This window comes from Pseudomonas sp. AKS31 (assembly GCF_023634765.1).
Lineage (GTDB): Bacteria > Pseudomonadota > Gammaproteobacteria > Pseudomonadales > Pseudomonadaceae > Aquipseudomonas.
In genome coordinates, this window is the sequence record NZ_JAMLFX010000009.1 from 146,730 (window position 1) to 169,363 (window position 22,634).

The 22,634-nt window shown below is 60.0% G+C and carries 17 protein-coding genes and 1 pseudogene; 6 read left to right on the top strand and 12 right to left on the bottom strand.

The window, feature by feature from the left end:
* Positions 1 to 32: 32 nt before the first annotated feature.
* Positions 33 to 284, bottom strand: coding sequence for a sulfurtransferase TusA (gene tusA, locus M9827_RS21165; RefSeq protein WP_250607001.1), 252 nt, complete (start codon positions 282 to 284; stop codon positions 33 to 35).
* 165 nt (positions 285 to 449) lie between these two features.
* Positions 450 to 1,523: a 23S rRNA (cytidine(2498)-2'-O)-methyltransferase RlmM gene (gene rlmM, locus M9827_RS21170; protein ID WP_250607002.1), complete on the bottom strand. Its 1,074-nt coding sequence runs from the start codon at positions 1,521 to 1,523 to the stop codon at positions 450 to 452.
* A 222-nt stretch (positions 1,524 to 1,745) separates the two neighbouring features.
* Between rlmM and acnA the strand changes: the two genes are divergently transcribed.
* The gene (acnA, locus tag M9827_RS21175) at positions 1,746 to 4,487 is read left to right on the top strand and encodes an aconitate hydratase AcnA (protein ID WP_250607003.1); all 2,742 of its coding nucleotides are present in this window, start codon (positions 1,746 to 1,748) and stop codon (positions 4,485 to 4,487) included.
* Positions 4,488 to 4,896: 409 nt separating this feature from the next.
* On the opposite strand, the gene M9827_RS21180 is transcribed toward acnA, so the two are convergent.
* Positions 4,897 to 5,385: an SRPBCC family protein gene (locus M9827_RS21180; RefSeq protein ID WP_250607004.1), complete on the bottom strand. Its 489-nt coding sequence runs from the start codon at positions 5,383 to 5,385 to the stop codon at positions 4,897 to 4,899.
* Between the two features lie 196 nt (positions 5,386 to 5,581).
* Here M9827_RS21180 and M9827_RS21185 point away from each other — a divergent pair, with 196 nt between their 5' ends.
* Together M9827_RS21185 and M9827_RS21190 are read left to right on the top strand one after the other, a co-directional pair.
* Positions 5,582 to 6,502: an ADP-ribosylglycohydrolase family protein gene (locus M9827_RS21185; RefSeq protein WP_250607005.1), complete on the top strand. Its 921-nt coding sequence runs from the start codon at positions 5,582 to 5,584 to the stop codon at positions 6,500 to 6,502.
* A gap of 57 nt (positions 6,503 to 6,559) precedes the next feature.
* The gene (locus M9827_RS21190; RefSeq protein ID WP_250607006.1) at positions 6,560 to 6,964 is read left to right on the top strand and encodes a lysozyme inhibitor LprI family protein; all 405 of its coding nucleotides are present in this window, start codon (positions 6,560 to 6,562) and stop codon (positions 6,962 to 6,964) included.
* Between the two features lie 121 nt (positions 6,965 to 7,085).
* On the opposite strand, the gene peaD is transcribed toward M9827_RS21190, so the two are convergent.
* The 4 genes from peaD to peaA all read right to left on the bottom strand — a co-directional run bounded on the left by peaD (position 7,086) and on the right by peaA (position 11,652).
* Positions 7,086 to 8,204, bottom strand: a complete 1,119-nt coding sequence (peaD, locus tag M9827_RS21195; protein ID WP_250607007.1) for a quinohemoprotein amine dehydrogenase subunit beta — start codon at positions 8,202 to 8,204, stop codon at positions 7,086 to 7,088.
* Positions 8,205 to 8,233: 29 nt separating this feature from the next.
* Complete coding sequence (gene qhpC / locus M9827_RS21200; RefSeq protein WP_250607008.1) at positions 8,234 to 8,557, bottom strand: quinohemoprotein amine dehydrogenase subunit gamma; 324 nt, start codon at positions 8,555 to 8,557, stop codon at positions 8,234 to 8,236.
* A 1-nt stretch (position 8,558) separates the two neighbouring features.
* Entirely contained in the window at positions 8,559 to 9,989 is a 1,431-nt protein-coding gene (gene peaB, locus M9827_RS21205) for a quinohemoprotein amine dehydrogenase maturation protein (RefSeq protein WP_250607009.1), read from the bottom strand.
* An 82-nt stretch (positions 9,990 to 10,071) separates the two neighbouring features.
* On the bottom strand, positions 10,072 to 11,652 hold the full coding sequence (gene peaA / locus M9827_RS21210) for a quinohemoprotein amine dehydrogenase subunit alpha (protein WP_250607010.1): 1,581 nt from the start codon (positions 11,650 to 11,652) through the stop codon (positions 10,072 to 10,074).
* Between the two features lie 369 nt (positions 11,653 to 12,021).
* Here peaA and M9827_RS21215 point away from each other — a divergent pair, with 369 nt between their 5' ends.
* Positions 12,022 to 12,750 (top strand): hypothetical protein, encoded by a 729-nt coding sequence (locus tag M9827_RS21215; protein ID WP_250607011.1) that lies wholly within the window; start codon positions 12,022 to 12,024, stop codon positions 12,748 to 12,750.
* 217 nt (positions 12,751 to 12,967) lie between these two features.
* Positions 12,968 to 14,458 carry an aldehyde dehydrogenase family protein gene (locus tag M9827_RS21220; RefSeq protein ID WP_250607012.1) on the top strand — a complete coding sequence of 497 codons (1,491 nt, stop codon included), beginning with the start codon at positions 12,968 to 12,970 and terminating at the stop codon, positions 14,456 to 14,458.
* Between the two features lie 45 nt (positions 14,459 to 14,503).
* On the opposite strand, the gene qhpG is transcribed toward M9827_RS21220, so the two are convergent.
* Genes qhpG through M9827_RS21240 form a run of 4 tightly spaced genes read right to left on the bottom strand, consistent with a single transcriptional unit; the run spans position 14,504 to position 20,091 of the window.
* Entirely contained in the window at positions 14,504 to 15,805 is a 1,302-nt protein-coding gene (qhpG, locus tag M9827_RS21225; protein WP_250607013.1) for a flavin-dependent monooxygenase QhpG, read from the bottom strand.
* Positions 15,802 to 16,479, bottom strand: coding sequence for a subtilisin-like serine protease QhpE (gene qhpE / locus M9827_RS21230; protein WP_250607014.1), 678 nt, complete (start codon positions 16,477 to 16,479; stop codon positions 15,802 to 15,804). Before qhpE ends, qhpG begins: the two co-directional genes overlap by 4 nt.
* A complete protein-coding gene (locus M9827_RS21235) occupies positions 16,469 to 18,187 on the bottom strand; it encodes an ABC transporter ATP-binding protein (protein ID WP_250607015.1) in 1,719 nt (572 codons plus the stop codon). Before M9827_RS21235 ends, qhpE begins: the two co-directional genes overlap by 11 nt.
* Positions 18,187 to 20,091 carry a sigma-54-dependent Fis family transcriptional regulator gene (locus M9827_RS21240; RefSeq protein WP_250607016.1) on the bottom strand — a complete coding sequence of 635 codons (1,905 nt, stop codon included), beginning with the start codon at positions 20,089 to 20,091 and terminating at the stop codon, positions 18,187 to 18,189. The genes M9827_RS21235 and M9827_RS21240 overlap by 1 nt, the downstream gene beginning before the upstream one ends.
* Positions 20,092 to 20,222: 131 nt before the next feature.
* Between M9827_RS21240 and M9827_RS21245 the strand changes: the two are divergent.
* Positions 20,223 to 20,441, top strand: a pseudogene (locus M9827_RS21245) (hypothetical protein); the annotation flags it as partial.
* 66 nt (positions 20,442 to 20,507) lie between these two features.
* Here M9827_RS21245 and mrdA read toward each other — a convergent pair.
* Positions 20,508 to 22,400: a penicillin-binding protein 2 gene (mrdA, locus tag M9827_RS21250; protein ID WP_250607017.1), complete on the bottom strand. Its 1,893-nt coding sequence runs from the start codon at positions 22,398 to 22,400 to the stop codon at positions 20,508 to 20,510.
* Between the last annotated feature and the right edge of the window lie 234 nt (positions 22,401 to 22,634).

A 22,634-nucleotide genomic window follows, 5' to 3' on the forward strand; every position in this document is an offset into this window, starting at 1 on the left:
CGCTCCCACAATTGTTTTGGGTGTAGCCGCTGTTATGCGTGTTTCTTGCGGATCCAGTACAGGTAAGTACCGGCGTCTTCGTGCTGGCTCACCAATTCATGGTCGAGAAACACGCAGAACTTGGGGATATCGCGTTTGGTCGACGGGTCGGTGGCGATCACCTTGAGCAGGCCGCCGGGCACCAGATCACGAATGTGCTGGTGCAGCATCATCACTGGCTCCGGGCAATTGAGGCCGCTGGCGTCGAGCGTGCCGTCGACCGGGGTATCGATCATTTCACTCATGATTCACTCCTGAAACTGGCCGGCATTGTCGCGCATTGCCGGGTATTCGGTCATCTGTGGCGTTACGCCACCCCCTGTGTAGGAGCTGCCGCAGGCTGCGATCTTTGCTTTTTAAGATCAAAAGATCGCAGCCTGCGGCAGCTCCTACAGGGGTTTTGCGGTGTGTCAGCGGGATTTGGCTTTCTTGATGTCATGCCGACGCAAATGGCAGGTCACTTCTTCGCGGTCGTGATACAGCTGTTTGCAGCCGATATCGACCTTGATCCCGCGCGCCTTGAAACCATCGGCAATGCGTTCGAGCAAGCGCTTCACTTCGGCGTAACGCTGCTTCATCGGCAATTTCAGGTTGACCACCGCCTCGCGGCAATGCCCTTCGCCGATCCACTCCTCCAGCATCGCGGCATTGCGCGCCGGTTTCTCGACGATGTCGCAGACCATCCAGTCCACCGGTTGCTTGGGCTTGAAGGTGAAACCGTCGGCCATCAAATGCTGAACCAGCCCGGTGTCCATCAGGCTTTCGGCCATCGGGCCGTTGTCGATGGCGGTTACCAGCATGCCGCGATTGACCAGTTGCCAGGTCCAGCCACCCGGCGCGGCGCCGAGGTCAACGCCGGTCATGTCGCTGTGCAGACGATCTTCCCACTGATCACGCGGGATAAAGTGGTGCCAGGCCTCTTCCAGCTTCAGAGTGGAACGGCTTGGCGCCTCACGCGGGAACTTCAGGCGCGGAATGCCCATCGGCCACATCGCCGAGTTACCGGCATCGGCCATGCCCAGAAACACCTCGCGGCCGCTCTTGAAGGTCAGCAGCAGACGCGGTTTGCTGGCGTCATCCACCAGTTTGCCGGCGGCGGTCAGGGCCTTGCGCAGCGGGCCTTCGAATTTCTTGCAGAAGTTCGACAGCTCTTTGCCGTCATTGGTATCAACGACTTCCAGCCACAGGCTGCCGCACACCGGGAAGTCGGCCATGTGCGCGAGGATCACGCTGATGCGGTCGGTTTCCGGCAGATCGATGAAAACCCCGCGCGCCCACTGGCGCGGGAAGATCAGCTCGGCGAAACGCTGACCGCGCATCAGGCGCTCGGCGCCATCCTCTTCGGTGCAGACAAACTCGGCATAGGCAGCGGCCGCTTTGGCCTTGGCGTAGCCGGCCACGTTGAGTTGGGCGGCGAGGTCGGAAATCTCCGAACAGACTTCGCCTTCGAAGCCGGGCCGGCAATGCATGAATAGAGTGTTCATTCTTACTCCTGGGCAGCGGGCGATCATTCGGCCCCTGCGCGATGCTCAGGCCTTGCATTGCAGCAAAGCCTGTCACGAAAACCGGCGCATGATAGCCGATGTCGGAACCTTGGTTCCGCTCATAGAGTCCAGTTATTAGCCAGCTAATGAAAACAGGGCTACGTTGTTAGCTCTGCCCGTCCCCACAATCCGTAGCCGTGCGGATTCAAAGGAGTGATTGTAATGCCGTCCCTCGATAGCCTGAAAACGCTCAAAACCCTGCAAATCGACGACAAGACCTACCACTATTTCAGTTTGCCGGATGCCGCCAAAAGTCTGGGCGACCTCAACAAGCTGCCCATGTCGCTGAAAGTCCTGCTGGAAAACCTGCTGCGCTGGGAAGATGAAAAAACCGTCACCGGTGCCGACCTCAAGGCGATTGCTGCGTGGCTCAAGGAACGCCGCTCCGACCGCGAAATTCAGTACCGCCCTGCCCGGGTATTGATGCAGGACTTCACCGGCGTGCCCGCCGTGGTCGACCTTGCCGCCATGCGTGCGGCGATGGCCAAGGCCGGTGGCGATCCGCAGCGCATCAATCCGTTGTCACCGGTGGATCTGGTCATCGACCACTCGGTGATGGTCGACAAGTTCGCCACCGCCACCGCGTTCGAGCAGAACGTCGACATCGAAATGCAGCGCAACGGCGAACGTTACGCCTTCCTGCGTTGGGGCCAGAGCGCTTTCGACAATTTCAGCGTGGTGCCGCCAGGCACTGGCATCTGCCATCAGGTCAACCTCGAATACCTCGGCCGCACCGTGTGGACCAAGGATGAGGACGGCCGCACTTACGCATTCCCCGACACGCTGGTCGGCACCGATTCGCACACCACCATGATCAATGGCCTCGGCGTACTCGGCTGGGGCGTCGGCGGGATCGAAGCGGAAGCGGCGATGCTCGGGCAACCGGTGTCGATGCTGATTCCGGAAGTGATCGGTTTCAAGCTGACCGGCAAACTCAAGGAAGGCATTACCGCGACCGACCTGGTGCTGACCGTCACGCAGATGCTGCGCAAGAAAGGCGTGGTCGGCAAATTCGTCGAGTTCTACGGTGATGGTCTCGCCGACTTGCCGCTGGCCGACCGCGCAACCATCGCCAACATGGCCCCGGAATATGGCGCGACGTGCGGCTTCTTCCCGGTCGATGACGTGACGCTGGAATATTTGCGCCTGTCCGGGCGGCCACCGGAAGTGGTGAAACTGGTCGAGGCCTATACCAAGGCTCAGGGCCTGTGGCGCCTGCCAGGCCAGGAACCGGTGTTCACCGACAGCCTCGCGTTGGACATGGGCAGCGTCGAAGCGAGTCTGGCCGGACCAAAACGCCCGCAGGACCGCGTGTCGCTGCCGAATGTCGCACAAGCGTTCAGCGACTTCATGGATCTGCAATTCAAACCCACCAGTAAAGAAGAAGGACGTCTGGAAAGTGAGGGCGGTGGCGGCGTCGCGGTGGGCAATGCCGATCTGGTCGGCGAAACCGAATATGAATATGAAGGCCACACTTATCGCCTGAAAAACGGCGCGGTGGTGATCGCCGCGATTACCTCTTGCACCAACACCTCCAACCCGAGCGTGATGATGGCTGCCGGCCTGCTGGCAAAAAAAGCCGTGGAGAAAGGCCTGACCCGCAAACCGTGGGTGAAAAGCTCGCTGGCACCGGGTTCGAAAGTGGTCACCGATTACTACAAGGCTGCGGGGCTGACGCAATACCTCGATCAGCTCGGCTTTTCCCTGGTCGGTTACGGCTGCACCACTTGCATCGGCAACTCCGGGCCGTTGCCGGAGCCGATCGAGAAAGCCATCCAGAAAGCCGACCTGACCGTGGCCTCGGTGCTGTCCGGCAACCGCAACTTCGAAGGCCGCGTGCACCCGTTAGTGAAAACCAACTGGCTGGCCTCACCGCCGCTGGTGGTCGCCTATGCCCTGGCCGGCAGCGTGCGCAGCGACATCAGCAGCGAACCGCTGGGCGAGGATCAGCAAGGCAATCCGGTGTACCTGCGCGATATCTGGCCTTCGAGTAAAGAGATCGCCGACGCGGTGAGTCAGGTCAACACGGCGATGTTCCACAAGGAATACGCCGAAGTGTTCGCCGGTGATGAGCAGTGGCAGGCGATCGAGGTGCCGCAAGCGGCAACGTATGTGTGGCAGGACGATTCGACCTACATTCAGCATCCGCCGTTTTTCGATGACATTTCCGGCCCGCTGCCAGAAGTCAAAGATGTCAAAGGTGCACGGGTGCTGGCCCTGCTCGGTGATTCGGTGACCACCGACCACATCTCCCCTGCCGGCAACATCAAGGCTGACAGCCCGGCCGGGCGTTATCTGCGTGAAAAAGGCGTGGAGCCACGGGACTTCAACTCTTACGGCTCACGTCGCGGCAACCATGAAGTGATGATGCGCGGCACCTTCGCCAACATCCGTATCCGCAACGAGATGCTCGGCGGTGAAGAAGGTGGCAACACGATTTATATTCCGACCGGCGAGAAACTGGCGATCTACGACGCGGCAATGAAGTATCAGGCCTCGGGCACGCCGCTGGTGGTGATTGCCGGGCAAGAATACGGCACCGGTTCCAGCCGTGACTGGGCGGCCAAGGGCACCAATCTGCTGGGGGTCAAAGCGGTGATCGCGGAAAGCTTCGAGCGGATTCACCGTTCCAACCTGGTGGGCATGGGTGTGCTGCCGCTGCAGTTCAAGCTTGATCAGAACCGCAAGAGCCTGAACCTGACCGGCAAGGAAACGTTTGAGATTCTGGGCCTGACCGGGGTCGAGCTGACACCGCGGATGAATCTGCCGCTGGTGATTACCCGTGAGGACGGACGCCAGGAAAGGATCGAGGTGCTGTGCCGGATCGACACGTTGAATGAGGTGGAGTACTTCAAGTCGGGCGGGATTCTGCATTACGTCCTGCGCCAGTTGATCGCCTCGTAACGCACAAACCAATGTAGGAGCTGCCGCAGGCTGCGATCTTTTGATCTTGCTGTTAAAAGCCAAAGTCAAAAGATCGCAGCCTGCGGCAGCTCCTACATACGGACGAAAAAAAACCCGCCGAAGCGGGTTTTTCCCAAGACCATTATCGACTCCCTGTCGGCAGCGATCCTTGCAAATGGTCGATCATCCTTGATCCTGAAACACTCCCTGTGTCTCAGTTGATGTGTGTAGATTACGCAGTGGATCCAATCGGCAATAGTCGTAAAAGCTACCAGTGCGTGTAAGACATTCGCCATAGCAACCCTTCCGAAAACCCCTAGTCGTGTCAGGCATCAAGCATGGACCGCGATCGGCACTTGCCGCACGGCCCCGCACCAGTGCCCAACGCTCGGGCCGGGGCTGAAAACTGTCAGCCACCGTGACGCTCGCGAGCCTTGGCACTTTCGACAAGAAACTGTTCGAGTCGGCTCAACTGCTCTTCCCAGCCACGACTGTCCATGTAATACGCTTCTTTCTGGCGGGTGTCGGGAATGTGCGCGAAACCCGATTCAGACACCTTGAGCAACGTGCCCTCCTCGAAATCCTGCAGCTCGAACCTGACCAGCGTGGTCGGTTCCTGCGAATAGTCGATCTGCGGATTGACCGCATACGGATGCCAGCGAAACGAAAACAACTGTTGCGGCTCGACCCGCTCGATCAGCACATTCCACAACACGTGTTCATAACCCGGATACGTGACCTGCCCCTGCGTCCATTCACCGGCAATAAACCGCCGCCCTTCCAGCGCCACCCCAAACCACTGGCCAAACGCCTCGGCATCGACCAATGCACGCCAGACATGCGAACGCGGCGCCTTGAGCGTGATCTTGCGTTCGAAACTGTTGGGTACTGGTTTCATACGTCACCTCCTGTTCTGAACACTAGGCCTGTATGACCACATGTCCAATGTGAAGTTGTATCAGAGCGGTGCAGTTATTGATCTGAAAGGAAACATCCCGCTGCATTTTTCTGACCGGCAATGCGATGGATCCAGCCCGCTGCGGGCGGCGAAACTGTTACCTTTTCCAGCGAATTTGAATCAACAAGGACGAATCATGCAGCCATCCCTCGCCGAACGTTATCGTGGCACCCTGCTCGGTCTGGCGTGCGGCGACGCCGTCGGTACTACGGTTGAGTTCAAACCACGGGGATCATTCCAACCGATGACCGATATGGTCGGTGGCGGCCCGTTCCATCTCAAGCCCGGGCAGTGGACCGATGACACCTCAATGGCGCTGTGTCTGGCGCAAAGCCTGCTGAACAAGAATGGATTCAATGCGGCCGACCAGATGGGCCGTTACCTCAACTGGTGGCAGTGGGGTTATCTCAGTTCGACCGGTGAGTGTTTCGATATCGGCATGACCGTCAGTCAGGCACTGACGCAGTATCAACAAACCGCTGAGCCCTTCGCTGGCTCTACCGATCCTTATAGCGCCGGCAACGGTTCGCTGATGCGCCTGGCTCCGGTGGTGCTGTTTTACTTTCCAGACGCCCGGCAGGTCCACACGTTTGCCGCCGACAGTTCGCGCACCACCCACGCTGCCCCTGAAGCCATCGAGTGCTGCCAATTGCTGGCGGGCCTGATCGTCAGGGCACTTGAAGGCGTATCCAAAGCAGAATTGCGCCAGCTGACCTCGGCCAATCTCTCGCAACCCAAAGTCGCAGCCATTGCCCGTGGCGATTACCTCGAAAAATCCGAAATGGACATCAAAGGCAGCGGTTACAGCGTGCAGTCGCTGGAGGCAGCACTTTGGTGCTTTCAGCGCACGGACAGCTTCGAAGCAGCCATACTGCGCGCCGCTAACCTGGGCGATGACGCCGACACTACAGCCGCGATCACCGGCCAGTTGGCTGGCGCGTACTACGGTGTGCGGGGCATTCCTGCGCACTGGCTGGAAATGCTGCACGACGGTGAAGAGATTGCGGCGACCGCCGACCGTTTGCTTGAGGCTTCCCGGATGCGTCCACCTGAATAAGCGCGATGCAGCCGCTACACTGCTCGGCACTTACTTTCGATACAGCGAGATTTGATCATGTCCCCACGTCGCCTTCTGGCCCTGACGCCCTTTCTGTTCGCCCCCATCGCCCACGCCGCCGTCGACTGCGCCAACGCCAGTGATCAGGCGACGATGAACCAGTGCGCCGGGCAGGACTTCAAAGCAGCAGACAAAGAACTGAACACGGTGTATCAGCAGATCACCGCTCGCTTGAAGGACAATCCGGAGGGCAAGAAGCTGTTGGTCGGTGCGCAACAAGCGTGGATCGCGTTTCGCGATGCCGAGTGCAAGTTTTCGGCGTCGGGGGTATCAGGCGGGAGTGTTTATCCGTTGATTTACAGCAATTGCCTGACCAGCGTGACCAAGGTGCGGGTTGCGGCGCTGAAGGAGTATTTGAAGTGCGAGGAAGGTGACATGAGTTGCCCGGTGCCCGGGGCCTGAGTGCTGTATTGGTTTCAAGGTCCAAATCGCTAGCAGGCTAGCTCCCACGTTGGTCTTGTGGCATTCACAAATCGTGTGGGAGCTAGCCTGCTAACGATGGCGTCAGCCCGGTCGCTGCGACTTACCGGACAAAAATCTGCGCCGTGGTAATCGCCATATCCCCCCCAGGCAACTTGATGCTACCCGTCTGCTGCATCGTCTCGGCATCAAAAATCGCCACGTCATTGAACGTCCCGGCCAGGTAGATCTTGCTGCCGTCCTTGTTGAAGGAAATGCAGTAGTAGGAATGCTCCAGCGTCGCCGCCTGAATCAGTTTTTTCTGCTTGATGTCGTACTTGGCCAAACGGTTGAGCACCCCGAACATCAGGTTCGGATCCTTCGGCGAACGCATGCCGCTGAAGTAGATCTCGGTCAGCGGGCCGAAGTCGGTGGTTTCGGTCTTGCCGGTTTGCAAATCGATGCTGAACAGTCCGTACAGATACTCGGCGGTCGCCGGGTCCTGCTTCTTGTCCTTGAATTTCGCCGTGGTGTAGAGCAGCGAGAAGTCATGGCGGTAGGTCTGCTGATTCCATACATACAGCACGTCCGGCGCGCTGTAATTCGCGCGTTTCCAGTGGCGACTGGGAATCAGCACATCGAACTTGCCGCTCTGCACATCAACCTTGTACACATCGGCGCCGGCCACGTAGAGCGTGCCATCGTCGCCGCTCTGCATGATGGTCAACTGCCGCGGCGCCGGAAAACTGCGCACCGGTTTGGCGTTCATCCCGGCATCCGTGGCATAGACGTCCAGACGCGGCTGTTTAACCTCGTAGCGATCGTTGAGCATCTGCGTCGGGTTGGCGATGGTGTACAGCTCCTTGCCATCGTGGCTGACGGTAAAGGCAAACATCGACCGCGCCTTCTCCCCCGGCTGCTGAGTAATGCTGGCGTGGAACACCTGTTTACAGCTGTCCAGCTCGACACCATAAACGTCAGCGTAATGATTGTTCAGCACGTAGGCGGTCTTGCGATCCGGTGACAATTGCACGGTGCCGGGGCCAAAGGCGTCGGGCATCTTGCAGGTCTTGTACAGGCTGTCGGTGGCCAGATCGAGGACGTGCAGGTTGTTCGGATAATTGGTGGTCACCATGTACTCGTGACCGTCTTGCAGCGCGGTGTTTTCATCGGCCAGAACACTGAACGAACAGACGTTCAGCGCGGCAAACGCGGCCAGGCCGCAGGCTTTGATGCTGTGCATGCTGGAATCCTTCTTCGTGTCCGGGACGATCACTTGTCTTTCGGGAAGACCGTGCCGAGGTTGCGCCAGTTGTCGTTGGACGCCTGGGCATCCTTGTTCCAGTCCGGATAGGTGCTCATCATGTCCGGCACCTGCGCCGGCCACCAGCACGGGTCGGAGCAACCGTAAAGGTCAGCCTCCATCGGCTGGCACAGCGACGACACCCCGCCGAACGCATCGATTTCCCAACCCGGATCGGTGGTCGAGGCACAGCCCGCCACCGAACTCATCGCCACCACCTCTTCGATGTGGTTTTCCTCCGCGGCCTGATCGAGCTTCAACGCTTTGTTATTGATTGCCTTGAGATGTTTCATATCAGTGAGCCTTGCGCGGGGTGATGTAGCTGCTGATGAACGCAGGGTTATTGGCCATGATCCGGGTGTAGACCTCAATGCCAAAGTCGACCCAGTCACGCATCAGTTCGCAATAGTGATAAGTGGGGTGCGCCGGGTCGCCGTAGCGCGCGTAGCTCTCGTGGTAACAGCCGCCGGAGCACAGATTGCGGATCTGGCAGTCGTGACAACCGGTGTTCGTGCGATCCAGGCGCTGGGACAGAAAGTCGTTGAGTTCGACTTGCTTCACGCCGCTGTGCACATTGCCAAACGTCGGCAAGGATGAGCCGGTGAAGCGGTGGCACAAGTTCAGTTCGCCCTTGTGATCAACCGCCAGCATCTTCAGCCCGGCGCCACACGGCAGAGCTTTTTTGTGGCCCTCGTGGATGTCGGTGATCAACTGGTGCAGGTTGGAGAAACCGATGTTGCGGTGCTCCAGCGCGGCCTCCAGATAACGCCGACCGAGGCGTTTCATGCTGGCGAAGACTTCAATCAGTTCTTCGCTGCTGAGGTTGAAACTGCTGATATCGCCCGAAGTCACCGGGGCGAATCCGACCTCGGCAAATCCCAGCTCATTGAACAGGTGATCCCAAATGGTTTCGACGTCGGTGACGCCAGTGGTCAGCGTCACGCGAGCGCCGACCGGACGGCTGTTGTAACGCGACAGCAGCATCTCGGCCTTGCGCCGGACCACGTCGTAAGTGCCCTGCCCGCCCACGGTGATGCGGTTGCGATCATGCACGGTTTTCGGCCCGTCGATGCTCACCGACAGCCCGAAACGGTGGGCGTTGAGGTAGTCGACGGTGTCTTCCGTAAGCAGCGTGGCGTTGGTGGTCATGACGAATTCGACGAACTTGCCGGCCTCGGCAAAGCGCTTCTCGCAGTAGTCGACCATGTACTCGATCAGCTTGCGGTTGCTCAGCGGTTCGCCACCGAAAAACACCACGGTGAAGCGCTCTTCATCCGGCGATTCACGCAGGAGCATTTCCACCGAAGCGATCGCGGTTTCAACGTCCATCTTCTTGCCGGCCGATGGCTTGTCGAGGTCTTCCTTGTAGCAATACGTGCAGCTCAGGTTGCAGCCGGTGTTGACGTTGAGCACCACGGTATTGATGGCGGTGCGCTCGACACGTTTGACCGCGATGTCCGGGGTCAGTGGCGAGCCGTCGCTGACCAGTTCCAGCGAGATAAGCTCGCGCAGGGTCTCGTTGATCTCCTCGCCGTTGAACCGCGCGGCGAGGCGTTCAATCAGGTCTTCCGAGGAGCAGCCAGGGCCGCGCAACGTATCAATGATGGTGCCGGTCAGCTCATCGCTGGCAAACAGCGAACTGCTGGGGATATGGAACAGCATGCGGTCGGCGTCGACGTGCACTTCGTGCAGATTGCGTTCGACCAGATTCAAGATAGCGCCCATTGCAAACCTCCTGTGCAGGCCCCGTTGGGCGGGGCTTGCGGTCATTCCGAAAAGTGTCTGAAGCGTGTGCGTTCAAAACAACTCAGGGAATGGGTGGATTGTTCCAGCGTTGTACGGTGACGATCAGATGGCCTTCGCCGGTGAGGGATTGCCCGGCATCGTCGACGGCGGCAATCACCTTGAGGTTGCCGGCATTATTGGTGGACATTTTGCGCGCCGGATTCGGCCCGGCATCGCCCGGGGTGAACACGCCGGCGTCGGCCTGCATGGTGCCGGCGAACTTGACGTCTTCATCTTCCTTGGCGCGGTCGTCGAAGGCTTCCACCTTCCACTGCGCCGGGAACACGCCGATGCGATACGGCTTGCCATCGGCGCCCTTGCCCCAGGCTTCAGCGTCGAAACGGCCCTGGACTTTCGGCGTCGAACCACCGCCCTCGCCGATCCGCGCCACGGAGAATTCCGGCACCACTTTGACCGAAGCTATCTTGCTGTACACCGACAGGCTCGGGCCCTTGAGCGCACCGACGCTGACGGCGCGCAGGCCCGGTTGAGCGTTGGCGGCGGCTTTGACTTTGACCTTGATGCGTTCGGCGTTCTGCTCGAGCACCTGGACGACTTCGACGCCTTTACCGAAGCTCGGTTTACCGCTGAGACCGCTGCCAATCAGGGTCACTTCGGTTTCGCTGCCGGCCTTCACGTAACCCGGCTGCACAGCGAGCAAACGTTGCGAGCCTTGTTTGGCGGCAACGAAATCGAGACCGCGCTCATCATGTTCGGCCTCGAACATCCGCCCTTCCATTGCGTTGCCCTGCGCGGCGAACACCTGGCGCATGGTCACGCCATCGACAGTCACATTGCCACGCCATTCGTAGCCGCTGTAGAGGATTGCGCTGCCATCGCCATTGAACGCGCTGCCGTCGGCGTATTGGCCTTTGACGCTGACCTTGAAGGTGTCATTGCCGTCAGCGGTCACGCTCATCACGCCGGCCAGTTCTCCCTTGCCCGGCAAGTGACCGCTGAAGCTCCAGTCGCCCACCAGCGCTTCGGCTTTTGGTGCGGCTTTCAGCCATTGCTGCCACGCCGGGTTGTCCAGCGGATAACGCTTGGCGAGCAACGGCACCATTTCTTTGCGGGCGATATCGAACCAGTCGCGATCGCGCGCCAGGGCCTGATACTCCAGCGACGGCCATTGGCCGAGGTGGAAGTTGACCAAGCGTTCCCATTCCTGCGCCGGACGCCGTTGCAGCGCGACCCGCGCACCGGAGTGGCAGCGGCCGCACATCTGGCTGGTCTTCTCGTCGAACTGCTCGACCGTGTTCAAGCGGCGTTCCAGCGCATAGCGCACGCCATCGGTTTCGCTCGGTGCCAGGCCCTGGGTGTCGGCCAGGTATTTAACCAGCGTGCGACGGTCATCATCGCTGATCTGCAGGCCGTGCATGACCTGCATGCGGGCGATGCTCATCAGCCAGCCTTCCGGGGTCTTGCGCTGGTGGCTGATGCGGCTCAGGGCGTTATCGGCCTCGGGGGTGTGACAGCCCTGACAGGTTTCTTTCAGGATGGTCTGGGCGTCACGGGCAGCCAGGCTGTGCGGCGAATGCAGGGCCACACACGCGGCCACGGCCAGCAGGCTGGCGCTCATGCCTGATCGGAGTCTTCTCTTCATCAACGTCGAACCTCGCACGGTGCTTTCTTATTGTTGTCGCTTATCGTTTTTATGGTTTCTGCCGTCGGCGCTGTTGCACAGACGGAGGCAAGAGAAACGTCTGCGATGAGCAATACACGGAGCGTGCCAGCTTGTTGAGAGGCTTTTCAATCAAGCACTTACCAGTCAATCACGCCGCTACGTGGCCGTTTGAACGGGTGACAGGCGTCCAATTTCGCGACAGTTGTAGCAGTGTGAGACAAGCATGGATGCCTGTACTGGTGAGCATTTTCCAGACACATCAAGTTACGTCTAATCAAAGACAACAACTTAAGCAAGGCCAGCGCCCGCCGATAAATGGCTTACCACCAACGATCAAGGAATGACGACATGGCGATCACTTTAAATCCCGGTTTTACCCAGCCGTCAGCCGCAGAGCTGAACAAAACCGCGAAACCCCTGACGATGGAATCGCTCAGCGCAGACCTCAAGAACAATGCGGTCAACATCAATCCGGCGGTGGTTTACCACCCAAGCGGTGATGTCCCGACCATCAGCCCGAACACGGAAGTGATCTCGGGCTGGATCGGCCGCCCTCAGGCCGCTGACTTCGCGCAAGTGGCCGCACGGCACGCAGAAGCGAACAACTCGCTGAAACTGACGTTCGAGAGCTTCAAAGCGAGCTTGAGCGACAGTTTTCCGGAGCTCGCCGACAAGAAATTTGGCTTTACCATTGAAGCCGATGGCAACCTCAAGGTGCTGAACACTGCCAATGAGCTGAGCGCTGCCGACATGAATAAGCTGAACACTCTGCTCAATGACTCGGACGCATTGAAAGCCGCCGCAAGCGGTTACCGCGACGCCTCCATCGAACTGGTCGCGGCCGATTCCGGTTCGGGCGGCAGCCATTTGGGCAAGTACAACCTGACCAAAGACAACTTCGCCAGCACCATTGACCTGGCGGCGCTGTTTGTACCCAAGGGCAACACCATCAGTGCTGAAGCCATCGACGGCTATTTCTCTCATCAGTTATGGCGTAAAGGTCAGTTGGGGACGCCTGAAACAGATGCTGCCATCGTAGCCGCACGCGATGCCAAGCGAATCGATGAGAAGGTCTGACTCTCGGTAGCAAGGCCCTTGAAAAAGCCTTGGCCGTATCATTGGCCAAGGCTGTTGCGGATGTCTCAACCGCCGTCGCGATTTGCGACAAACCTTCGCGTGATGCCTGTCCCGGTAACCCTGCAAACCCCGCTAACCCGGCGCCACGCGGCCGCGCCGGACAGTTGGCACAGCCATTGCGAAAGTCTCGTTCTCACGAACAACAAGAGGCTTTGCCATGTCCCTCCCCTATCTGCTCCCCGCCACCTCCGAGTTCATTCAGCGCGCACCGCGCATGCTGATTGGTGGCGATTGGGTCGAGGCCGCCGACGGCCAGACCATGCCCCTGCATAACCCGGCCACCGGTGAAGTGCTGTGCGTGGTACCCCGCGCCACGCCGGACGATGTCGACCGTGCGGTACTCGCCGCACGACAGGCCTTCGACGACTCCGCCTGGAGCCGCACGCGCCCGCGCGAACGGCAGAACCTGTTGTGGAAACTCGCTGACCTGATGCAGCGCGACGCCGAACTGCTGGCGCAACTGGAATGCCTGAACAACGGCAAGAGCGCGGCAGTGGCGCAGGTGATGGACGTGCAACTGGCGATCGATTTTCTGCGCTACATGGCCGGTTGGGCGACCAAGATCGAAGGCGCCAGTGTCGAAGTGTCGCTGCCGCTGATGCCGAATGATCAGTTCCACAGCTTCATCCGTCGCGAGGCGGTCGGCGTGGTCGGCGCGATCGTCGCGTGGAACTTCCCGCTGCTGCTGGCCTGCTGGAAACTCGGCCCGGCACTGGCCACCGGTTGCACCGTAGTGCTCAAACCTGCCGATGAAACCCCACTGACCGCGCTGAAACTGGCAGAACTGGTGCTGGAAGCGGGTTACCCCGAAGGCGTGTTCAACGTCGTCACCGGCACTGGCATCACCGCCGGTTCAGCACTGACGCACAATCCGTTGGTCGACAAACTGACCTTCACTGGCTCCACCGCCGTCGGTAAACAGATCGGCAAAATCGCCATGGATTCGATGACCCGCGTCACTCTTGAGCTGGGCGGCAAATCGCCGACCATCGTCATGGCCGACGCCGACCTGAAAAGCGCCGCAGCGGGCGCGGCCAGTGCGATTTTCTTCAACCAGGGACAGGTCTGTTGTGCCGGTTCCAGGCTGTATGTGCAGCGTAAGCATTTCGACAATGTGGTGGCCGATATCAGTGCCATCGCCAACGCGATGAAGATGGGCAACGGCCTCGATCCAAGCGTGGAGATGGGCCCGCTGATTTCCGCGCGCCAGCAGGAGCGCGTGTACAACTACATCGAAATGGGCCGGGAAAGTGGTGCAACCATCGCCTGTGGTGGCGAGCAATTCGGGCCGGGCTTCTTCGTCAAACCGACGGTGATTGTGGATGTCGATCAACAGCATTCGCTGGTGCAGGAGGAGATCTTCGGCCCGGTGCTGGTGGCGATTCCATTTGATGACGAAGCCGATGCGTTGCGCATGGCCAACGACAGTCCCTACGGTTTGGGCGCGAGCATCTGGTCGAATGATCTGGCGGCGGTGCACCGGATGATCCCGCGGATCAAATCGGGGTCGGTGTGGGTCAACTGCCACAGCGCACTGGACCCGGCGCTGCCGTTTGGCGGCTACAAGATGTCCGGGGTTGGGCGGGAAATGGGCTATGCGGCGATTGAGCATTACACCGAGCTGAAGTCGGTGTTGATCAAACTGTAGAAGCTCAAGAGCACCCTCAACCTGACCCTCTCCCCTGGGAGAGGGTCAGGTTGAGGGCCGATATCCCTGACTCAACAGCCATCCCTTGATCACCCTGCCCTGCTCTTCACTCAATCCCGCCAACACTTGATTGGCTGGCTCCGTGTGCAACCGTCGCACCAGCGGCGCCACCTCAATCCCCTGCACATGCCAGATCCCCAACGGCTGATCCGTCGTAATCACCACCTCGACCTCATCGACAAAACCATCCCGCAACACTGGCATCCGCTCGATCCTGAGCGCTGAAAAATCCGCCGCTGCGTGCGCCACCCGAGCATCCGGCCAGGACTGCCGCGCCTGCCAGAATGGCTGTTCGGACCAGCGCTGTTCATCGGCATAAAAATCACGGCCAATCCGCGCAAAGCGCAAGAACAACTGTTCGACCCGCTGCTGATGAAAGCGCTGCGCCAGCGCCGCACGCTCGGGTTTATGCAACAAGGTGTTGATCACCACCGGTGCCTGCAACGCTGACGACAGCGACTGAAAAATCCCGTTGCCCGATAACGGATCCACCGCCATCGCCGCATCACCGACACGTATCCAGTTTTCGCCGCACACTTGCGGTGAAAGAATCGCCGTACTGCTACGCGCGTGCAGGTGCGAATCGGTCTCTGCGCCATCGGCAAAAAACGCCCGCGCAAAATCCGAGACGTGCCGACGGTGCCGGCAGTAATCCAGCAACTGCGCCTTGCCCGGCAATTGGGCACTGGCCACATCCACCGTCCATTGCCAATAACATTGCCCATCGGCGCGGCGCGCCATCCACGCCCAGCCGTCTTCAAGGCCTTCCACCGCACTGGCGGTCGTGCCCGGCGCACCTTGCCAGCGATTGAGCAGGCTGACTGTTTCCGGCCCGCGCAAACCTTTACCGAGCGACGGCGCCTGACGTCCCCGCGCTTCGACGAGAAAATCCGCGAATACCGTCACCCCGCCATCCAGAGCGATTCGATGTCCGTTTACCGAGGACTGCACACTCAGCACGCGACCCTCGACCCGCTCAACCCCGGCCTCGCGCAAAGCGTCACGCAAACCGCGATCAAAGGTTGGCCGATCCAGCAGAAACTCGATGTTCTGCGCGTGCTGCTGACCGTTCCAGTTCACCTGCCGCCGGGACGGCAGCAGCGCACCTGCCAACGCATGCTGCAGCCCCGCGCCGCGCAAGGCGTCCAGTACCCGTTGCGAAACGCCTTCCAGTGCCGCAAAGCGTCGCCACTCGCTGATCAGCGTCACCGGATAGCCAAGCCGTCGCAGCCCCAGCGCGACCGCCGCGCCCGCCGGGCCTGCACCGAGGATCACGATCGCCGTCATGGCCCGGACCGTCGTTCAGGCCCGCGATAGCGCGCGCTGCGTTTCAGCCACTCGATAACGTCCGCGTTGCTCGCGCCAGGATGTTCGAGGAGAAACCCGGCGATATGCCCGCTCAGCGCCGCACAACCCAGACTCGCTCCGGACTGCCCCGGATAAGTGCCGTAAACACACGCGGCAAAATCCGCCTGCGCGCTGTCGAGCCACGACCACTGTTCTTGCGTGCAACGCGCATCCCCGGTCACCCGCAACACCTGCGGATAACTCGCCGGAAACACCGGGCTACCCTGCGCCGGACTCGACGCACAGAGCAACACGCCGCGCGCCACCGCTGCCGCACAGGCCTCGCGCAACAAGCTGCGATCCTGACGCAAACCGAGGCTCAGATTGATCAAGCGCACGCCTTGCGTCACCAGCCAGTCAATCGCCGTGGCGATCTGCAACGCACTGGTCACGCCACGTTGATCAAACACCTGCGCCAGGCAAATCTGTGCCGCCGGTGCGCGGCGGCTGATCGCTTCGATCACTGCACTGCCATGCCCGAGCGGATCATCGCGCACATCACTCTGCGCCAAGCCGTCCTCCAGCAGTGAAAAACGCTGCCCGGCAATCACCTGCACACGCTGCGCCGCCGAGTGCCCACTGTCGACCACGCCGATACGTAACTCAGGCTTCATGCAGCACCGTTTTCGAAGTCAGCACACCGTCGAGCAATTCGAAGCGCAGATCGGCATCGGCCAGGGTCGACGGCCGATGGCTGATGAGGATGCGCGTGCGCCCGGCAAACAGACGGTCGATGGCTTCAATCACTTCACGCTCGGTGGCTTCATCGACCGCTGAGGTTGCTTCGTCGAGCACCAGAATCAACGGATCCTGCAACAGCGCCCGGGCAATTGCGATGCGCTGTTTCTGTCCACCGGACAACTGCTGACCCCGCTCGCCCAACGGGCTGTCGAGACCTTCGGGCAACGAGGCGATCAGGCTGTCGAGTTGCGCCAGTCGCGCCACTTCGGCAATCGCCTCGCGACTGGCATCGGGTACCGCATAAGCGAGGTTGTCGGCCAAGCTAACGCCAAACAGCACGATGTCCTGACTGACTACGGCGATGCGTCGGCGCAGTTCGAACAGATCCAGCTCGCGCAGATCCATTTCACCGAGCAACACCCGGCCAGACTGCGGATCGTGATGCCGCTGCAACAGATCGATCAGGGTAGATTTACCGACGCCGGAGCCGCCACTTAACGCGACTTTCAAACCGTAAGGAATCGTCGCCTCTATGCCACTCAATGTGCTCGGGCGGCCCGGATGGCTGAAGTGCACATCGTCAAAGCGCAGTTCGCCCGAGGCCGGTAGCGGTTGCGGCGTAACCGGCGAGCGTACGGTCGGTTCTTCGCCGCGCAACTCCATCACCCGGCCGAGGCTGACTGTCATCCGTTGAATCGCCACGTACAGCCCCAACAGGCTTTGCACGGGCCCGACCGCCATGCCCAGATAGGTGGAAAACGCGATCAATGCGCCGAGCTGCCAAGTGCCCTGCACCACCCAGTAGCCGCCAATCAAAAACGCACAGGCGCGGGACAACGACGTCAACGTGCCCGGCACGGCCTGAGTGAAAAACTCGGTAACTTGCAGGCGCAGCAACTGATTCATGTAACCCTGCCCCAGACGCTCCAGGCGCCGCGCTTCACGCTGCTGCTGCCCGGCGGACTGGATGAACTTCATCACCGGCAAGGTCTCGACCATGAATGACGACATGTCCGCCGAACGCTCGCGCAATTGCCGCACATCGCGCTCGACCTTGCGCCGCATCCAGCGCAGCCACAACACATCGAGGGGGATCAGCACCAATGCCAGCAACGAAAGTTTCCAGGACAGCGTAAAGAGCATGGCGATCGCCACCACCAGCCCGATCACACTCGATACCGCAGAGAACAGCGAATCCACGGCAAAGCGCTGGATTTCCGCGACATCACCATCAAGGCGCGACATCAGATCACCAATACGCCGCTGCCCATAAAAGCTCGGTGACAGGGTTTGCAGATGCCGATAGAGGTCGTCGCGCAGGGCAAACAGAATGCGCCCGGACAGTCGCGTATGCAGATAACGGTTGATCCCCGACAACGCCGTGCCAAGCAATCCGGCGATGATCATCAGCACCGCAATCATCACCAGCATCGGGAAGTTGCGCGCCAACAGGCCATCGTCGATCAGCAACTTCACCAGCCACGGTTGGACCAGCACCAGTAACGAGGCGCACACCGATAACCCGAGCAAACCGGCAATCGCCAAACGCTGCGGGCGGACGAAACTGTACAGCCAGCGCAACGCCGTTTGCAGCGCGGCGGGGTCGCGGCTGTCGATCAGCCTTACGATGAAGCGCTGCATCACGAGCGCAACTGTTTGAGTTTGCGATACAGCGTCGCGCGACTGATACCAAGGGCGTCGGCAGCCGCTGAGACATTGCCCTGATGGGTATCGAGGGACTGACGGATCATCTCCAGTTCGTTCTCGCGAATGCTGCCGGCCTGGGGTTTCTCGGTGACGCTGAGCTCGTCGAGCATGCTGTCGGGCAAGTGATCGAGGGTCAGCACGGTTTCACCCGGCTCGCGCATGGCCAACCCAGTGCGCAGGACCATCTCCAACTGGCGAATGTTGCCGGGCCAGTGATAGGCGCCGAGCAGACGATCGAGGTCGTCGTGCAGCAACACATTCGGCGCGTCGAGCTTGCTTAAAAGGCTGGCGACCAGAGCGGCAAAATCATCGCGCTCGCGCAGGGCCGGAAGCATGACGCTGATGCCGTTGACGCGATAGAACAGGTCCTCGCGAAACTGCTTGTCGGCGACCTGTATTTTCAGGTCGCGGTGGGTGGCGCAGATCAGCGCGATGTCAATGTCCTGTTCTTCCCCGGCACCGAGCGGCGCAACTTTGCGATCCTGCAAAACCCGCAGCAACCGCGCCTGCAAGGCCAGCGGCATATCGCCAATTTCATCGAGAAACAGCGTCCCGCCGTGGGCTTGTTGCAAGCGTCCGATCATGCCGCCGCGTCGCGAGCCGGTGAACGCGCCTTCGCGGTAGCCGAACAGTTCCGACTCGATCAGGCCTTCGGGGATCGCCGCACAGTTCACCGCCACAAACGGTCTGTTGCAGCGACTGCCGGCCATGTGCAGAGCTCGGGCAATGACTTCTTTACCGGTACCGGTTTCGCCGAGGAGCAAGACTGGCAACTCATTGGCCAGACCTTGGCGCGCCATGCGCAAGGCCCGCGCATAGCGGGTGTTGCTGCCAGCCAATGCGTCCAGATCCGCTTGCGGCTTGACGCTTTTCGCCACGCTGCGCGGTGGCCCGCCGAGGTTGACCGAACGCGCCGGCGCACGCAGGGCTTTGTAGAAAAACTCACCTTTGGCAGTTTGCAGACTGCCGACGCCGCCCTGCTGTAAACGACTGAGCAGTTGCACGCCATCGACACCGAGAAACTCTTCACAACGGCGACCGACCAGCGCCGAACGTTCGGCCCGCAGCAACTGACAGGCCTGCGCGCTGACCGCGAGAATCTGCCCGCCGAGACTGACTGCCAACAAGCCTTGCCATGGCGACTCCAGATACTGCCGGCGACTGTGAAACGCGAGAACGATCTGCTCGGGGAAACTGTTATTGAACACTCGGCTTTCGATCTGGCTGACCGCCATGCTCAGCAATGCGGTGCTGTCGTGCACGCGGCCAAGCGGGCCTTCGCGCGTCAGATCAAGGACACCGAGAATCTCACCTTGCGGGCAATGAATCGGCACCGAGGTGCAGGAAAAATCCGTGAGGCGATCCAGGTAGTGTTCGCCGCAATCGATCAGCGTCGGCCGCGCTTCGACCAGTGCGGTGCCGAGGGCATTGGTGCCGCGCGCCGCTTCGCTCCAGCAGGCGCCGAGGGTGATGTCTTGCAGACCGCTGCCCTTGAGCCGGTCGGCACGTCCTTCGACGGCGAGGATGGTTGCATCGGAGTTGGCAAGGATGATCAGGCCTTCTTTGCCTTGGCGTTCGGCGAGGTAATCGATGGCCGGCATCGCCGCATCGATCAGCAGGCGATTGCTTGCCAGCAACACGTCGAGGCTGACGCCCGACTCCAGGGACAGTTCGTGTTTGCCGTTGAAATGCACGCCGTGACTGAGGCTGCGCCGCCACGAAGCATCGATCTCGGCACGGAGCACGCCGTCGGGTACCTGGCCCTCCAGATGGAGCTTTTCCCGGGCGAGCCGGGCTTCGTGGCGAGACTTGGGATCGGTGGTTTTTATAAGAGTCATCAAGCGCTCCGTAGCGGTCCGCTTTGCGCTTTCTTTATTCGAGCGCCCTGACGGCAATCTTTACGTTAACGTCAGGGCGATGGCAAGCACCGCAGGGCGATTAGGGTTCGATGGCTAGCGAATCACCTCTGCGCATCGGTTACACCACGCTCAGTGCCTTCGTTGCCACTGTCCGGGATGAGGCCAGCAAGCGCAGGTCTACCTGCTTCGCGATTCGTCCTGTAACGAAGACTGCCAATCCGCCAAGGTCCAAGCCTTTCTGGTGGAGCAAGGCTTGCAACCTCAACTTTGAGGATCGCGTGCAGCGCAACTACACCGCCACGATGCTCGAGGGTTACCACTGCAAATAGACTTTGCAGGCGGAGCTCACAACATTGGTTCGCCTTGCGTGAGCCGGTGCTGTGAGCCGTAGAAGGTTAAACGTGCGGGTCACCCGGCGCTTTCGTCGGCGCGGCGTATTGCGGCTTGAGATGGCCGTCCTGATCAAGTAACCAGGCGTCCATGATCTGTCGCACCACAGGACCGGCCACACGACCACCGGCCTCACCGTTTTCGATCATCACCGAAATCGCGATCTTCGGATGTTCGGCCGGTGCAAAGCCGACGAACAAGGCGTTATCGCGGTGGCGTTCAAGGGTCTTCTCGCGGTTGTAACGCTCGCCCTGCTTGATCGCCACGACTTGTGCCGTACCACTCTTGCCAGCGATGCGATACTGCGCACCGGCAGCGGCCGCACGCGCAATGCCTCGCGCATCGTGCATCACCATTTGCATGCCGTGGTTGACCTGCTCCCAATCGCGCGGATCCTTGAGCAGAATGTTCGGCATCGGATGCTCGTCGACCGGGGCGACGCCATCAACGGTCTTGGCCAGGTGCGGACGATTCCACACACCTTTGTTGGCGATCAATGCCGTGGCTTGAGCCAGTTGCAACGGCGTGACCTGCATGTAGCCCTGGCCGATACCGAGGATGACCGTTTCGCCCGGGAACCAGGCTTGCCGGCGGGTTGCGCGTTTCCACGCTTGCGATGGCATCAGGCCGGGAGACTCTTCAAACATGTCCAGCGAGACTTTCTCCCCGAGGCCGAACATCGCCATGTAATCGTGCAGGCGATCGATGCCGAGCTTGTGCGCGAGGTCGTAGAAATAGGTGTCATTGGAACGCATGATCGCCGCATCCATATCCACCCAGCCGTCGCCGCTGTGGTTCCAGTTGCGGTACTTGTGATCAAAGTCCGGGAGTTGGTAATAACCGGGGTCGAAGACGCGCGTCTGCGGTGTCACGACGCCGGCGTCGAGGCCGGCGATTGCCACTTCTGGCTTGATCGTCGAACCCGGTGCGTAGAGCCCGCGCAGCACACGATTGAACAGCGGCCGGTCGATCGAATCTCGCAGTGCCGAGTATTCCTTGGAACTGATGCCCGTGACGAACAGGTTCGGGTCAAAGCTCGGATTGCTGACCATGGCCAACACTTCGCCGGTCGACGGATCGAGCGCGACCACTGAACCACGACGATCACCCAATGCGGCCTCGGCAGCTTCCTGCAGTTTGATGTCGAGGCTCAGGACAATGTTCTGGCCCGGGATCGGGTCGGTGTGTTTGAGCACACGGAGTACGCGACCTTGAGCGTTGGTCTCCACCTCTTCGTAACCGACGTGACCGTGTAGTTGCGCCTCGTAGAAGCGTTCGATGCCGGTTTTGCCGATGGATTGCGTACCGCGATATTCCACCGAGTCGAGGCTCTTGGATTCTTTTTCGTTGATCCGCCCGACGTAACCGATCGAATGGGCAAAATGCGCGCCGAACGGGTAATGGCGGACGAACTGCGGCTCGACATCAAGGCCTGGGAGGCGGAACTCGTTGACTGCCAGTACGGCGATTTGTTCTTCCGTCAGCTCATAGAACAGCGTCACCGGCGTAAACGGATGACGGGACTGCTTCATGGCTTTATCGAAGACTGTACGATCTTCTGCAGGCAAATGCAGAAGGTTGATGACCTCGTCCAGTTCTTGATTGACGTCGGTGGCGCGTTCGCGGGTGATAGTCAGGTTGAAACTGGGGCGGTTATCGGCGAGCAGCACACCATTGCGGTCGTAGATCAAGCCGCGTGTCGGCGGGATCGGCAAGACGTGGACGCGGTTGTTTTCGGAGATCGTGGAGTGGTAGTCGAATTCCACCACTTGCAGGATGTACAGGCGCACGACAAGGGCGCAGCTGATGGCGAAGACGAACAAGGCGCAGGCGATCAAACGTTTGTTGACCAGACGCGTCTCTTTTTCGTGGTCCTTGATCGGAATGGGTTCAGGCATTTCTACAGCAACTCTTTAACATAAATGAGTGCCGATCCGTGGGCATGACATCAGTCCGTTAAAAAAACGAGCTGCACCATACCAAAAACTACAAGGTCATTTCAGAAGGAATTTTCACAATGGCAGCCCTTGCGACGGTTGGGGCCGGTCAATGTGTTGGCAATAACTTTCCTGCGGGCAAAACAAAACCCCAACTGCTTTCGCAATTGGGGTTTCGGAATTTAATCTTGACGA

What these genes read in the sequence shown, in the direction of transcription:
- acnA (WP_250607003.1), top strand. Translation starts at nt 1,746, where the DNA reads ATGCCGTCCCTCGATAGCCTGAAAACGCTCAAAACCCTGCAAATCGAC.
- M9827_RS21180 (WP_250607004.1), bottom strand. Translation starts at nt 5,385, where the DNA reads ATGAAACCAGTACCCAACAGTTTCGAACGCAAGATCACGCTCAAGGCG.
- qhpG (WP_250607013.1), bottom strand. Translation starts at nt 15,805, where the DNA reads ATGACGGCGATCGTGATCCTCGGTGCAGGCCCGGCGGGCGCGGCGGTC.
- rlmM (WP_250607002.1), bottom strand. Translation starts at nt 1,523, where the DNA reads ATGAACACTCTATTCATGCATTGCCGGCCCGGCTTCGAAGGCGAAGTC.
- qhpC (WP_250607008.1), bottom strand. Translation starts at nt 8,557, where the DNA reads ATGAAACATCTCAAGGCAATCAATAACAAAGCGTTGAAGCTCGATCAG.
- peaA (WP_250607010.1), bottom strand. Translation starts at nt 11,652, where the DNA reads ATGAAGAGAAGACTCCGATCAGGCATGAGCGCCAGCCTGCTGGCCGTG.
- M9827_RS21185 (WP_250607005.1), top strand. Translation starts at nt 5,582, where the DNA reads ATGCAGCCATCCCTCGCCGAACGTTATCGTGGCACCCTGCTCGGTCTG.
- peaD (WP_250607007.1), bottom strand. Translation starts at nt 8,204, where the DNA reads ATGCACAGCATCAAAGCCTGCGGCCTGGCCGCGTTTGCCGCGCTGAAC.
- tusA (WP_250607001.1), bottom strand. Translation starts at nt 284, where the DNA reads ATGAGTGAAATGATCGATACCCCGGTCGACGGCACGCTCGACGCCAGC.
- M9827_RS21220 (WP_250607012.1), top strand. Translation starts at nt 12,968, where the DNA reads ATGTCCCTCCCCTATCTGCTCCCCGCCACCTCCGAGTTCATTCAGCGC.
- M9827_RS21235 (WP_250607015.1), bottom strand. Translation starts at nt 18,187, where the DNA reads ATGCAGCGCTTCATCGTAAGGCTGATCGACAGCCGCGACCCCGCCGCG.
- M9827_RS21240 (WP_250607016.1), bottom strand. Translation starts at nt 20,091, where the DNA reads ATGACTCTTATAAAAACCACCGATCCCAAGTCTCGCCACGAAGCCCGG.
- M9827_RS21215 (WP_250607011.1), top strand. Translation starts at nt 12,022, where the DNA reads ATGGCGATCACTTTAAATCCCGGTTTTACCCAGCCGTCAGCCGCAGAG.
- mrdA (WP_250607017.1), bottom strand. Translation starts at nt 22,400, where the DNA reads ATGCCTGAACCCATTCCGATCAAGGACCACGAAAAAGAGACGCGTCTG.
- M9827_RS21190 (WP_250607006.1), top strand. Translation starts at nt 6,560, where the DNA reads ATGTCCCCACGTCGCCTTCTGGCCCTGACGCCCTTTCTGTTCGCCCCC.
- qhpE (WP_250607014.1), bottom strand. Translation starts at nt 16,479, where the DNA reads ATGAAGCCTGAGTTACGTATCGGCGTGGTCGACAGTGGGCACTCGGCG.
- peaB (WP_250607009.1), bottom strand. Translation starts at nt 9,989, where the DNA reads ATGGGCGCTATCTTGAATCTGGTCGAACGCAATCTGCACGAAGTGCAC.